Source organism: Streptomyces sp. NPDC039462, assembly GCF_055639375.1.
Map to the genome: position 1 here is coordinate 842,335 of NZ_JBVKAO010000002.1, position 12,285 is coordinate 854,619.

The window sequence follows — 12,285 nt, forward strand, 5'->3', positions numbered from 1 at the left end:
TACAAAAGCGGGGCCCAGAACCACTGGTTCTGGGCCCCGCTTTTGTATGTACGGCTCACTGCTGCGGCGGCTCCGCAGGGGCGGCGTCCACGGCGGTGGCCCCGCGCGGCTGCGGCGCCTGCTTGAGGGCCGCCTCGCGCGAGTACGCCCGCAGGTAGCCGACGACCGTGTTCGTGACGGCCACCAGCGGCACCGCCACGACCGCCCCGCCGATCCCGGCGACCATGCCGCCCGCGGCGACCGAGAGGATCACCGCAAGCGGATGGACCCGCACCGCGCGGCCGAGGATGAACGGCTGCAGGATGTGTCCCTCGATCTGCTGCACGGCGAGGACCACCGCCAGCGCCATCACGGCCGTGAAGACGCCCTGCGTGACCAGCGCGACGACCACCGCGAGGGCGCCGGAGACCACGGCGCCGACCAGCGGCACGAACGAGGCCAGGAAGATGATGACGGCGAGCGGCACCGCCATCGGCACCCCGAGGAAGTAGATGCCGAGGCCGATGAAGATGGCGTCGATCATGGCCACTATCACCGTGCCGCGCACATAGGCGGTGAGCGTGCGCCAGGCCCGCGGTCCCGCCCCGGCGATGCCGGGCCGCGCCTGGGCGGGCACCAGCTTCAGGAACCACTGCCAGATGCGCTTGCCGTCGTAGAGCAGGAAGAGCGTCGAGAACATCGCGAGCAGGATGCCGGTCAGCGTCTCGACGATGACCGTGACGCCTTCGAGGCCCGCGGAGGTGAGCTCCTCCGTGTTGGCGCCGACCGCGTCGCGCAGGCTCTTGGCGATGTCGTTGATCTGGTCCTCGGTCACGTGGAAGGGGCTGTTCAGCAGCCACTTGCGCAGGTCCTCGATGCCGTCCTGGACCTGCCGCGACAGTTCGTCGGCGTTCTCCATGACCTGCCAGACCACGAACCAGCCGACCAGGCCCATGATGACGAAGCCGAGGATCGCGGTGACGGCGGTCGCGAGACCGCGCGGCAGACCGAGGTTCCTGAGCCGGGCCACGGTGGGCTGAAGGAGCGCGGTGATCAGCAGGGCCGCCACGAAGGCGAGCACCACCAGCTGCACCGCGCTGATGACCTTCATCAGGACCCAGAGCGTGCCCGCGAGGACGAGGAGGCGCCAGCCGGCCTCGGCGGCGACCCGCATCCCCCACGGCACGGCCGCCGCGGGGTCGGGTCTGGCCGACACGGCCGGCGCGTAGTCGGGCGGCGGGGGCACGTGTTCGTGCTCGCCGGTGATGACGTCACCCGGCTCGTCGGTCTCCGGGTCGGCGTCGCGGTCGGCGTGCTTCTCGCGCCGCTCGTTCAACCGCTCGCCCACCCCGCTCAGTCCGGCTCCGAGCCGGTCGAACCATCCTGGCACTCGCGACATGATCCGTCCTCTTCCCCCGTCTTTCCCCACCACTCCCCCCTGGAGTTGTCCGCACCGACCGTACACGGGAGAAACCCCCCACCGTAGGACGGTGAGGGGTCTCCCGGGGTTGAGCGCGGTACGGCCGCGGCTGCGGGCCTAGTACCAGTTGTTCGCCTGCCAGAAGCTCCAGGCGCCGCACGGGCTTCCGTAGCGGTCGTTCATGTAGTTCAGGCCCCACTTGATCTGCGTGGCCGGGTTCGTCTGCCAGTCGGCGCCCGCCGAGGCCATCTTGGAACCGGGCAGCGCCTGGACGAGGCCGTAGGCACCCGAGGAGGCGTTCTGCGCCTTGTAGTTCCACGTGGACTCGTGGTTGACGATGTTGCTGAAGCACTGGAACTGGTCACCGGGGACCATCTGCCGTGCCATCGCCTGGACCTGAGCGACCGTGTAAGAGCTCTGGGGCGCGAAGCTGGAGGCGTCGCGGGCGGAGGAGCGGCTGGCCTTGGACTCGGCCTTCTCCTCACGCTCCTTCTTGTCGGCGGCCTTCTGGGCGGCCTCCGCCTTCTCGGCCTTCTCCGCGGCCTTCTGCTTCTCGATCGCCGAGGCGGCGGCCTGCTTGCGGGCCTCCTCCGCGGCGGTCTTCTTCGCGGCGGTGTCGGCGGCCATGGCCTGCGCGTCGGCCTGCTGCGTCAGGGACGCGGTCTGGACCTGGGCCTGCTGACCCGCGGGTATGTCTGCGAGGAGCGTCGCGTCGCTTGCCGCTGCCTCGATGTCGTTCGTGTTCGAGGGCTGGGTGTCGCCCGAGGCGACACCCACGACAGCGCCGACGGTGGTGACCGCGGTGGCAGAAGCCACGGCGAATCCCCGGACCGAAATCCGGCTCACACGGTTTCCTTCCAGCATCGCCCGCATAGGTGACCTCGCGGACGCAATCGTGCCCCTGGCGCTGGCCTCCGCTTGCGATCGGTCACGGGAGGCACGGACCCGGTGGACAACTCCCGTGCGGGGAGCGCCGCGTGGTGCTCGGGCGGCATGCGACGGTCACTATGAAGTTCTGTTGTTTCGTACCGCTGGGGGTACACGTGTGTCGCATGCGGGGCCTGACAGGACCCAGACTCTGCCCCAGCCGGACACCGCGAGGCAATTCTCCGTTGCGTGGGAAAGCTCACACCCCGTTTGCCCCAGGAGTTTTACGGAAACAGGCACACGCGACGACGCCGCCCGGCTAGGCTCGCTCGCTTCGCCGGACGGCGCCAATCACCGTGCATTCCGCGTCAGATGTGGCCGTCCTCCAGCATTTCGGTCACCAGCGCCGCGATCTGCGAGCGCTCCGAGCGTGTGAGCGTGACGTGCGCGAAGAGCGGATGGCCCTTCAGTTTCTCGACGACGGCGACCACTCCGTCGTACCGCCCCACGCGGAGGTTGTCGCGCTGGGCCACGTCGTGGGTCAGTACGACACGGGAGTTCGCCCCGATCCGGGACAGAACGGTCAACAGGACGTTCCGCTCCAGGGACTGGGCCTCGTCCACGATCACGAACGCGTCGTGCAGCGACCGGCCGCGGATGTGGGTGAGCGGCAGCACTTCCAGCATCCCGCGCGCCGTGACCTCCTCGATGACCTCCTTGCCCGCCACCGAGCCGAGCGTGTCGAAGACGGCCTGCGCCCACGGGCCCATCTTCTCGGCCTCGGTGCCGGGCAGATAGCCGAGCTCCTGACCGCCCACCGCGTACAACGGCCGGAAGACCATCACCTTCTGATGCTGCCTGCGCTCCAGGACGGCCTCCAGGCCCGCGCAGAGCGCGAGCGCCGACTTGCCGGTGCCCGCGCGGCCGCCCATCGAGACGATCCCGACGGCCGGGTCGAGGAGCAGATCGAGCGCGACCCGCTGCTCGGCGCTCCTGCCCTTGATGCCGAACGCCTCACGGTCGCCGCGGACGAGCCGGACATTGCCCTCGGCCGTGACGCGGCCGAGGGCCTTGCCCTTCTCCGACTGGATGGTGAGGCCCGTGTGCACGGGCAGGTCGGCCGCCTCGGGGACGTACAGCTGGTCCTCCTCGAAGAGGAGGTCCACCTGCTCTCCGGAGAGGGTCAGTTCGGACATGCCGGTCCAGCCGGAGTCCGTGATGGCGAGCTCGGCGCGGTACTCCTCGGCGAGCAGCCCCACCGACGAGGCCTTGATCCTGAGCGGGAGGTCCTTGGAGACGACGGTGACGTCGTACCCCTCCGCCTGGAGGTTGCGTGCTACGGCGAGAATCCGTGAGTCGTTGTCCCCCAACCGGTAGCCGGCCGGGAGCACGCCGGGATCGGAGTGGTTGAGCTCGACGCGCAGCGAGCCGCCCAGGTCCCCGATCGGGATCGGGGCGTCCAGGCGGCCGTGCCGGATGCGGAAGTCGTCCAGCAGGCGCAGCGCCTGCCGGGCGAAGTAGCCGAGCTCCGGATGGTGCCGCTTGGCCTCCAGCTCCGTCACCACGACGACGGGCAGCACGACTTCGTGCTCGTCGAAGCGGATCAGGGCGTTCGGGTCGGCCAGCAGGACGCTGGTGTCGAGAACATAGGTGCGCCTGTCGGGCATGCGGCGCTTTGTGCTGGTCACCACGGAAGGACGTACCCCCTCGGATGAGGTCGGGGAGCGACGGGAGGGTTCTGGACCGGGCACGGGCCACGATGCGTGGGCCGAGCGCCGGCCCTCCACGTCGCCCGTGTCGCGCACACGGTCGTCCTGGTGCAAAGGGCCTCCCGGGCGGACGGCCCGATGCCGTCCGCTGAGATACGACGTCCCTTTCGGATACTGCACGGACGTCGACCTGGAAGGCTTATTCCCTCGAACAAGCGCAGCCATGCCAGGGCATATGACGACGCGTTGGTTAACTCCCGGTTACCCCGACCTCAGGGGTGGAGGGGGTCAGCCGCCGTAACGGCGGTGGCGGGCGGCGTAGTCACGCAGCGCACGCAGGAAGTCGACCTTGCGGAAGGCCGGCCAGAAGACTTCGCAGAAGTAGTACTCGGAGTGGGCGGACTGCCAGAGCATGAATCCGGAGAGGCGCTGTTCGCCGCTCGTACGGATCACCAGGTCGGGGTCCGGCTGGCCGCTGGTGTAGAGGTGCTTGGAGATCTGGTCGATGTCGACGCTCTCCGCGGCCTCCTCCAGGCTCGCGCCGTTGGCCGCGTGCTCCAGGAGCAGCGAGCGGACGGCGTCGGCGATCTCCTGGCGGCCGCCGTAGCCGACGGCGACGTTGACCAGTATCCCCTTGTTGTGGTGGGTCGCCTCTTCGGCTTCCTTCATGACCATCTGGGTGTGGGCCGGCAGCAGGTCGAGCGCGCCGACGTGGTGCACACGCCAGCGGCCGTCCGCGACGAGCGAGCGGACGGTGGCCTCGATGATGCCGAGGAGCGGCTTCAGCTCGTCGTCGGGCCGGTCGAAGTTGTCCGTCGAGAGCATCCACAGCGTGACGACCTCGACGTCCGTCTCGGCGCACCAGCCGAGGAACTCCTCGATCTTGTGTGCGCCCGCCTGGTGGCCCTGTGCGGTGGTCCCGCCCGCAGCCTTCGCCCAGCGGCGGTTGCCGTCGAGGATGACCCCGATGTGCTTGGGCACCTGGTCGTGGTCGAGGCGGCCTTCCACCCGGCGTGCGTAAAGTCCGTACACCAGGTCGCGCAGGTTCACGTGTGTCAGCCTCCAGCAGATGGCGGTCTCAAGGGGCGCGCCCAGAGCAACCCCGAGGGCGACACCCTACCGCCGCTCGAGCGTCCCTCCACAGTCGGGGCGCGGGCCGCTGAAGTAGTTTCGTGCCCATGAACGACACGTCTACGTATCGCGCGGCACCGGACCGCTACGACTCGATGGAGTACCGGCGCACGGGCCGCAGCGGTCTGAAGCTGCCCGCCGTCTCGCTCGGCCTCTGGCACAACTTCGGCGACGACAAGGCCCTCGATACGCAGCGCGCGATCTTGCGCCGCGCCTTCGACCTGGGCGTCACCCACTTCGACCTGGCGAACAACTACGGTCCGCCGCCCGGGTCCGCGGAGCTCAACTTCGGCAAGATCTTCGCGCAGGACTTCGCCCCGTACCGCGACGAGCTGGTCATCTCGACCAAGGCCGGCTACCTCATGCACCCCGGTCCGTACGGCGAGTGGGGCAGCCGCAAGTACCTGCTGTCGTCGCTGGACGCGTCGCTCGCGCGGATGGGTCTCGACTACGTCGACATCTTCTACTCGCACCGCTTCGACCCGGACACGCCGCTGGAAGAGACGATGGGCGCCCTCGCGTCGGCGGTCCAGCAGGGCAAGGCGCTCTACGTGGGCGTCTCCTCGTACAACAGCGAGCAGACCGCCGAAGCGGCGCGCCTGCTGCGGGAGATGGGCGTCCCCGCGCTCATCCACCAGCCGTCGTACTCGATGATCAACCGCTGGACCGAGGAGGACGGTCTCCTCGACACGCTGGAGGCGGCCGGGATGGGCTGCATCTCCTTCGTGCCGCTCGCGCAGGGCCTGCTCACGAACAAGTACCTGAAGGGCATCCCGGAGGGTTCGCGCGCGACGCAGGGCAAGTCCCTCGACCCGGAGCTCCTGAGCGACGAGGTCGTACGCCGCCTCAACGGCCTGAACGACATCGCGGCGGGCCGCGGCCAGTCCCTCGCCCAGCTCGCCCTCAACTGGGTGCTGCGGGACGAGCGCATGACGTCCGCGCTGATCGGCGCCTCCAGCGTCAAGCAGCTGGAGGAGAACGTGGCGGCGCTCGCGGGCCCGAAGCTGACGGACGCCGAACTGACCGCGATCGACACGTTCGCGGTGTCGACGCCCGGCACGAACATCTGGGCCGGCCGGGGCTGATCCGTCGGGTGGATGTGGCGGAGCCCCGGGCCGGGGTCGTCCCGGCCCGGGGCTCTTTGCTGTCCGGCGCGGCGCGTGTTTGCTGTGCGGCGCACAGGGGGCGCGGTCAGGCGCGCGGGCGGTTGAACCATGCGCCCGCGGCGCTCTGGGAGAGCAGGATGACCGTGGCGATCGAGCCGAGGAGCGGGATGAGGCCGCCCGGGTTGCCGGCCGCCGCGCCGCCGATGCCGAACAGGATCTGGACGCTCATCAGGACGATGCACGTGGTGCGGATGCCGCTGCCCGCGGTGCCGAAGCGGAAGGCCATGCCGAACGCGACCAGGAGGCAGACGTTCACGCCGAGGGCGGCGCCCGCCGTCTCCGGGTTGGATATGGCTATCAGGAGGATGCTGCCGAGGATGGTGAGTCCGCCGAGCACCCAGATGACGATCTGCGCGGCGCGGACGACACCCGGCATGCCCTGCGGGGCCATCGGGCCGGGCCCGTATCCCGGTCCGTAGCCGTATCCAGGACCGTAACCGGTGGCGTATCCGGGGCCGTACGCGTGGGCGGGGTCCTGGGCCGGGCCGTTGTAGGTGGGCAGCCCGGACTGGGGGTTGGGTCCGGGGTGGGGCTGGGAGGCGGGCGGTGGGGGGAATTGGTTCGACATGTCCCTGACCATAACGGGATGTCGATCTTCTACGTGCCCTGTCCGCCCCGGCGTCCGGCCGCCCGCGCCGTGGCACAAAAAAACGGGCCGGTCCGTGGGGGGGAGACGGACCGGCCCGAGGGGGGGTTTCCACCATAACCCTTCGTAAGTGCTGCTGGGTGCATCGGCGGCACACAACTACTCTCCGAGACCGGCCGACGACTGCGCGATCCCGTTCTACCGGCGGAATCCCGGGTTCGTAGGCGTATTTCGGCCGGGCATGGCGGTACTCCCCAAGAGGGACCCCGCGCGGTTCACGCGCTTGACGCCCCGGACCACAGGACCGCTAATTTCGCGGGCATGGCGACGATGACGGTCTCGGCTCCCCCGCCGGAGGTCCCGCCGGAGCCTCCGGCGCGGAGCTCCCCGGAGATCCCGCTGGAGATCGCGGACTCGGCGCGGGCGCGGCGGCGGGGGCTTCTCGGGCGCGCGGGCGTGACGGGGGCGCTCCTGCTGACGCCGGCGAGCGGGGTGCACACCCTGGGGATGCGGTTCGCCATTGATGTGGCGTATCTCGACCGTGAGTGGCGCGTGCTGTCCGTACGGACGATGCGGCCGGGCCGGATCGGACTGCCGCGGCCGCGGGCCCGGCACGTGATCGAGGCGGAGGCCGGGGCGATGGCCCGGTGGGGCGTGCGCCGGGGTGCACGGATCGTCGTGCGCGGCGCGGGACACGGCGGCGGGTGACGGCTCGCGGTGCCGCGCGGCCCCCTCCACCGCGCGGCACCGCCCGCGCGGGTTTGCTCACGCGAATTAGCCTTGGTCTGAACTTACGCGACGTTCAGGGGCGGATCGAGCCAGTGTTGATAACGATGCGGAATCGCGGCTTCTTTTGCGGTGCGTATGACGCGACTTGCAACAAGAGGGCGCTCTGAGGGTATTTGTACACTTCTGCCCGAATTGCAGGGCTACGCCGCACTGTTCGCCGCGTCGCCGGCGCCGGCCTTGTTGGCGATCACCTGCTGCATGTGCTCGTCGCCCCACAACCCCAGGGGAAGCAGCGCCGCGTTGAGGGACTCGCCGAGTTCGGTCAGCGAGTACTCGACCTTCGGCGGCACCTCGCGGTAGACCTCGCGGTGCACGATGCCGTCGGACTCCAGCTCGCGCAGCTGCTGGATCAGCATCTTCTCGCTGACACCGTCGATGTGCCGCCGGAGCTCGCCGAAGCGCAGCGTCCTGCCCGAGTGCAGCGCCCACAGGATCATGGGCTTCCACTTGCCGCCGACGACGTCCACCGCGGCGTCGAGCCCGCAGGCGTACGGCTTACTGTCCTTCGGCACGGCCAACTCCTCTGCTCCGCCTACTGACTTACCGATACGTACCGCTACTTACCGTTCGACGGTCGACAGTACCGGCTTGCGGAGGTCGAAGAGGTGCCGTGTGCTGTGGGCCACGAAGGGGCCGTCCGCCTGGATGCGGTCGTGCAGCTCGCGCAGCCGCGGGCGGTACTCCGCCACGGTGAAGCCGGGGACCATCCACACCACCTTGCGCAGGAAGTGGACGACCGCGCCGATGTCGTGGAACTCCATCCGCAGCCGCTCCGCCCGCAGGTCGACGACCTCCAGGCCCGCCGCCTCGGCCTCGGCGCGCTCCAGGTCGGGGTGCCGGCCGTTCCTGACCTCCGGCGGCTGCGGCCCGAGGAAGTACTCGACGAGCTCGAAGACGCTGGCGGGCCCGACGTGCTGGGCGAAGTACGTGCCGCCGGGGCGCAGCACGCGGGCGATCTCGTCGAAGTGGGCCTTGACCGGGTGGCGGCTGGTGACGAGGTCGAAGGCGCCGTCCGCGAAAGGCAGCGGGTCGTCCTCCGCCGACGCGACGACCGCCACGCCCCGGGGGTGGAGCAGCGCGGTGGCCTTGGCGACGTTCGCGGGCCAGCCCTCCGTGGCGACGGCGAGGGGCGGCAGGGTGGCGGCGGAGGCCAGCACCTCGCCGCCGCCGGTCTGGATGTCGAGGCTCGCCGTGGCCTCCGCGAGCCGTCGCGCCATCGCCTCGGCGTACCGCCACGAGGGGCGCGCCTCGGTGGCCCTTCCCTCGAACCAGGAGAAGTCCCACCCTTCGGTGGGCGCGGCCTCGGCTTCGGCCACGAGGTCGTCGAAGGAGCGGGGGGCCTGGCTGTTGTTGCTGGTCATGGGGTCAATACTGCCGCAGCGGACGGCTCAGCCGGTGGTTTCGGTCCCCGTCCCTGTCGCGCCGCGCGGGAACGAGACCTCCACGCGGCGGTTCTTCTTGCGGCCTTCCTCGGAGCCGTTGTCCGCGATGGGGTAGTCCTCGCTGTAGCCGCGCACGGAGTAGGTGACCTCGGGGCCGAGGTAGCTCGACAGCTTGTCGTGGACGGCCTCCGCGCGCTCCCGGGAGAGCTTCTTGCCGTGGCCGTAGGACCCGAGGTTATCCGTGAAACCGAACACGCGTACGTCTGTGGCCTTCTGGGCCTCGGCCTCCTCCGCGATGGCCTTGATCCGGGCGTTCGCGTCCGGGTTCAGCTTCGCGCTGTCCTTCGGGAAAAGGACCTCCGCCTGCAGCGCGAACTTCACGTCGGTGTTGGTGTCCTCACGCCGCTCCTCGCCGCCGAGGTCCTCGACGACCGACTTGATGTCCAGCACCTTGGCAGGCGCGAGGGTGGCCCCATCGGCAAGCTTCAGCCCCGGACTGTTGGAGTCGACTTCGGGGGGTGGGGAGGTGGTGGTGGTGCCTGGGGGGGTGGGGGGGTCGTCGTCGGCGAGGGCGGTGCCAGAGCCGACGAGGAAGATGAGTGTGGTGAAAGCGGCCGCCGTTGCGGTGTGAGCGACTGGTTTTCGGGCCATGGGTTCACTCGCCCTCGGAGATCTCTACGGGGGCGGGCGGCATGGTCGGCACCTGGAACTCCACCTTGGAGGTTCCTTCCGGCGGGGCCGGGAACTGGGCGTACCAGTCCACCGACTGGTTCTGGTTGATGCCGCCTTCGAACTTTGTGCACAGGCACCGGCCAGTCGTGTCCCTGAGTACCAGGTACTTCTTCTTGCCCTGCTGGTCGATGACGCTCGCCCCCGCCAAGGACCCGCCGTTCTTCTTCAGCTCGTTTTCGTCACTGCGCCACTCGCTGCCGACCCAGATACCCGACGTACCGTTGGTCACCTTGCCGCTGACAGTCAGGAACCCACCCTCGTCGCGCGAGGCAGAGATGACGGTGAGCGTGATGCCGTTGCTCTTCACCTCGGCCAACGCTTTCTCCGCCTCGGGCGGCGCCGAGGTGTCCTTCTCACCGCCGTCCTTGTCCTTCTCGGTGGACGTGGGAGTGGATTTCTCGTCCGACTTGTCGTCCCCCCCACCACCGCCACAACCGGCGACCGTCAGGACCAGCCCGGTCGTGATCGCCACAACGGTCGTTACCCTGCGGGCCACCATGGTTCGACGAGTGCTCATGGCTACGGCCTCCTTCATTGGTCGTACGCCGGTCAGTCGGCCAAGTGGACAGAGAACAGAACGGATGCATCCGGGAGATCGTCCAGTTCGAAGTCGTCCGGATCGATCTCAAAGGACTCGCCACCGTCGCAGTCGAATTCCACGGCCTTTCCCGGATCGGCCGACGGAGTGACGTCACAGCGCGGCTCGATGACGGCCGTAGCCTCGGCTTTGGCATGTTTGGACTCTGTGCCCGGGATGATCGAATCCCCGACGGTGTACGTGGTCTCGATCTCTACCCGAAAGCCGGGGTAGCCGTTGACTTCGGCCGCCCCGAAACCGATGACAATGGCGTCGTTCTCGGCAGCCAACATGTCGGCCGCATCACGAGCACCATCACCGGTGAATTTGTCCCCGGCCAGCCAATCGACCCACTCGTCCCCCTCGCCAATGGACAGCCCTAATCCATCGAGGAGTTCGTCCCTTGCCTCCTGCGACGCAGCCAATGCCGCTGCGTCGGCCGCCGACTGAGCTCCGTTTCGAGCCGAAGCTGCCTGCGCGAAGGCGAAGAAGGCCAGCGCGACAAAGAGCAGGATCCCTGTCAGCCAGATGTAGATGGGCAGCGTTTGCCCACGGTCACCGCGCCACTGCCTCAGGCGCCGATGACATCGTTGACCGCGTTGCCGATCGCCTGCGAGATCTTGCCGTCCAGCCCCAGCTGGTCGATCAACGTATAGATCCCCGCAATAAGAATCATCAACCCCGCATACTCCACAAACCCCGCCCCCGCATCCCGCTCCCTCCCCCGAACCCGGGAAGCCACGGAAACCGTCCAGTAGATCCAGACACTGAGCACGCGTTCCTTCAGCACGACGGCCCCTTCTCTCCCACCCGATACGGCGCCCTTTGTGGTCAGAGGCAACGTACGCCACACGGCGTACATCGTCAGCAACTCTGCGCAACGCATGCGAAATCCGGGGTGCCGGGCCCGCAAGTTGGCGGGTTCTCTTCCCCCTCGGTGAGATCACCATGCACGAAGTCCCCTCCCGCGAACCGTGAACTCAGAACTGACTGTCCCACATCGAGTTGCAGCCGCGAAGAGCTTTCGCGAACATTCGTCTCAACGCCCCAAAATCGAACCGAAGTCGGAACCCGAGCCGAGGAACATTCCCGAGGCGATGAGGATCATCGTGGCCGGGAGCATGAAGACCAGCGTCACCATCGTCGCCTTGGGGATCGTCTTCGCCGCCCTGCGGCGGGAGTTCTGCGCGTCCGTGCGGCGCATGTCCGTCGCGATCTGGATCAGCGTGTCCGCGATCGGGGAGCCCAGTTCCTCGCCCTGCTGGAGGGCGGAGACGAACTGGGCCACCTGCTCGGACGCGTTGCGGCGGCGCAGTTCGTCGAAGGCCTGGCGGCGGCTCACGCCCATGTCCATCTGGCGGAGCGTGATGCGCAGTTCGTCCGCCCACGGCCCCTCGTACCGCTCCGCCACCCGGTCGAGGGCCTGGCGGAAGCCGAGGCCCGCCGAGACGACGACCGCGAGGACGTCGAGGAAGTCGGGCAGGGTGCGGTCGATGACTTCGCGGCGTTCGCGGATCGCCTGCCAGATCAGCGCGTCCGCCGCGACCGCCCCGAAGGCGAGGGTGAGCAGGCCGAAGAGCGGGGAGCCGTTCACGAAGAAGACCAGGCCGAGGACGAGGCCGAAGACGCCGTAGACCGCCCGCCGCGCGGCGTAACGGTCGATCGTCAGGCCGCCCGGGTTGCCCGCCATGTCGATCCTGCGGCGCTTGGCGTCGACCCGTTTCGGGCCCATGGCGCGCAGGACCAGGGGGGCGAAGCGCATCCCCAGGCGGTCCACCGCCGAGCCCGCCGCCGAGACGCGGGTCGCGCCGACCTCCAGGGCCACGGCCAGGTCGGAGGGCAGCTTCGCGTCCGCGCGGTACATGCGGATGCCCTGGCAGACGCCGGCCACGGCGAGGCCCATCGCGGCCGCTAGCAGCAAGCCCAGCAACGTAACTCCCCTCCTGG

At 69.0% G+C, this 12,285-nt stretch carries 14 protein-coding genes; 2 read left to right on the plus strand and 12 right to left on the minus strand.

Annotated elements, in window-relative coordinates:
- Positions 1 to 55: 55 nt before the first annotated feature.
- The 4 genes from ACZ7LU_RS14315 to ACZ7LU_RS14330 all read right to left on the minus strand — a co-directional run bounded on the left by ACZ7LU_RS14315 (position 56) and on the right by ACZ7LU_RS14330 (position 5,025).
- Positions 56 to 1,378, minus strand: coding sequence for an AI-2E family transporter (locus ACZ7LU_RS14315; RefSeq protein WP_398300720.1), 1,323 nt, complete (start codon positions 1,376 to 1,378; stop codon positions 56 to 58).
- A 138-nt stretch (positions 1,379 to 1,516) separates the two neighbouring features.
- Positions 1,517 to 2,245: an aggregation-promoting factor C-terminal-like domain-containing protein gene (locus tag ACZ7LU_RS14320; RefSeq protein ID WP_468087594.1), complete on the minus strand. Its 729-nt coding sequence runs from the start codon at positions 2,243 to 2,245 to the stop codon at positions 1,517 to 1,519.
- Positions 2,246 to 2,634: 389 nt separating this feature from the next.
- Positions 2,635 to 3,957, minus strand: coding sequence for a PhoH family protein (locus ACZ7LU_RS14325; RefSeq protein WP_398300716.1), 1,323 nt, complete (start codon positions 3,955 to 3,957; stop codon positions 2,635 to 2,637).
- Positions 3,958 to 4,263: 306 nt separating this feature from the next.
- Positions 4,264 to 5,025, minus strand: coding sequence for an isoprenyl transferase (locus ACZ7LU_RS14330; protein ID WP_398300714.1), 762 nt, complete (start codon positions 5,023 to 5,025; stop codon positions 4,264 to 4,266).
- A gap of 128 nt (positions 5,026 to 5,153) precedes the next feature.
- On the opposite strand from ACZ7LU_RS14330, the gene mgrA reads away from it, so the two are divergent.
- Positions 5,154 to 6,191, plus strand: coding sequence for an L-glyceraldehyde 3-phosphate reductase (gene mgrA, locus ACZ7LU_RS14335; RefSeq protein ID WP_398300713.1), 1,038 nt, complete (start codon positions 5,154 to 5,156; stop codon positions 6,189 to 6,191).
- Between the two features lie 106 nt (positions 6,192 to 6,297).
- Here the strand turns inward: mgrA and ACZ7LU_RS14340 are convergent, their stop codons facing one another.
- Complete coding sequence (locus tag ACZ7LU_RS14340) at positions 6,298 to 6,840, minus strand: hypothetical protein (RefSeq protein WP_471916821.1); 543 nt, start codon at positions 6,838 to 6,840, stop codon at positions 6,298 to 6,300.
- A 348-nt stretch (positions 6,841 to 7,188) separates the two neighbouring features.
- Between ACZ7LU_RS14340 and ACZ7LU_RS14345 the strand changes: the two genes are divergently transcribed.
- The gene (locus ACZ7LU_RS14345) at positions 7,189 to 7,566 is read left to right on the plus strand and encodes a DUF192 domain-containing protein (RefSeq protein WP_471917076.1); all 378 of its coding nucleotides are present in this window, start codon (positions 7,189 to 7,191) and stop codon (positions 7,564 to 7,566) included.
- Between the two features lie 221 nt (positions 7,567 to 7,787).
- Here ACZ7LU_RS14345 and ACZ7LU_RS14350 read toward each other — a convergent pair whose 3' ends face one another.
- The 7 genes from ACZ7LU_RS14350 to ACZ7LU_RS14380 form a co-directional block, all read right to left on the minus strand.
- On the minus strand, positions 7,788 to 8,159 hold the full coding sequence (locus ACZ7LU_RS14350; RefSeq protein WP_468556788.1) for a winged helix-turn-helix transcriptional regulator: 372 nt from the start codon (positions 8,157 to 8,159) through the stop codon (positions 7,788 to 7,790).
- Between the two features lie 48 nt (positions 8,160 to 8,207).
- Positions 8,208 to 9,008 carry a class I SAM-dependent methyltransferase gene (locus ACZ7LU_RS14355; protein ID WP_471916822.1) on the minus strand — a complete coding sequence of 267 codons (801 nt, stop codon included), beginning with the start codon at positions 9,006 to 9,008 and terminating at the stop codon, positions 8,208 to 8,210.
- A gap of 27 nt (positions 9,009 to 9,035) precedes the next feature.
- Positions 9,036 to 9,680, minus strand: coding sequence for an OmpA family protein (locus ACZ7LU_RS14360; protein ID WP_471916823.1), 645 nt, complete (start codon positions 9,678 to 9,680; stop codon positions 9,036 to 9,038).
- Positions 9,681 to 9,684: 4 nt separating this feature from the next.
- Positions 9,685 to 10,278: a hypothetical protein gene (locus tag ACZ7LU_RS14365; RefSeq protein WP_471916824.1), complete on the minus strand. Its 594-nt coding sequence runs from the start codon at positions 10,276 to 10,278 to the stop codon at positions 9,685 to 9,687.
- A 32-nt stretch (positions 10,279 to 10,310) separates the two neighbouring features.
- Positions 10,311 to 10,913: a pilus assembly protein TadG-related protein gene (locus tag ACZ7LU_RS14370; RefSeq protein ID WP_468311567.1), complete on the minus strand. Its 603-nt coding sequence runs from the start codon at positions 10,911 to 10,913 to the stop codon at positions 10,311 to 10,313.
- Positions 10,910 to 11,113: a hypothetical protein gene (locus ACZ7LU_RS14375; RefSeq protein ID WP_468311569.1), complete on the minus strand. Its 204-nt coding sequence runs from the start codon at positions 11,111 to 11,113 to the stop codon at positions 10,910 to 10,912. Before ACZ7LU_RS14375 ends, ACZ7LU_RS14370 begins: the two co-directional genes overlap by 4 nt.
- Positions 11,114 to 11,377: 264 nt before the next feature.
- Positions 11,378 to 12,268: a DUF5936 domain-containing protein gene (locus tag ACZ7LU_RS14380; protein WP_398300699.1), complete on the minus strand. Its 891-nt coding sequence runs from the start codon at positions 12,266 to 12,268 to the stop codon at positions 11,378 to 11,380.
- Between the last annotated feature and the right edge of the window lie 17 nt (positions 12,269 to 12,285).

Coding starts and splice junctions, on each gene's coding strand:
- ACZ7LU_RS14315 (WP_398300720.1), bottom strand. CDS start 1,378: ATGTCGCGAGTGCCAGGATGGTTCGACCGGCTCGGAGCCGGACTGAGC.
- mgrA (WP_398300713.1), top strand. CDS start 5,154: ATGAACGACACGTCTACGTATCGCGCGGCACCGGACCGCTACGACTCG.
- ACZ7LU_RS14340 (WP_471916821.1), bottom strand. CDS start 6,840: ATGTCGAACCAATTCCCCCCACCGCCCGCCTCCCAGCCCCACCCCGGA.
- ACZ7LU_RS14345 (WP_471917076.1), top strand. CDS start 7,189: ATGACGGTCTCGGCTCCCCCGCCGGAGGTCCCGCCGGAGCCTCCGGCG.
- ACZ7LU_RS14355 (WP_471916822.1), bottom strand. CDS start 9,008: ATGACCAGCAACAACAGCCAGGCCCCCCGCTCCTTCGACGACCTCGTG.
- ACZ7LU_RS14360 (WP_471916823.1), bottom strand. CDS start 9,680: ATGGCCCGAAAACCAGTCGCTCACACCGCAACGGCGGCCGCTTTCACC.
- ACZ7LU_RS14365 (WP_471916824.1), bottom strand. CDS start 10,278: ATGAGCACTCGTCGAACCATGGTGGCCCGCAGGGTAACGACCGTTGTG.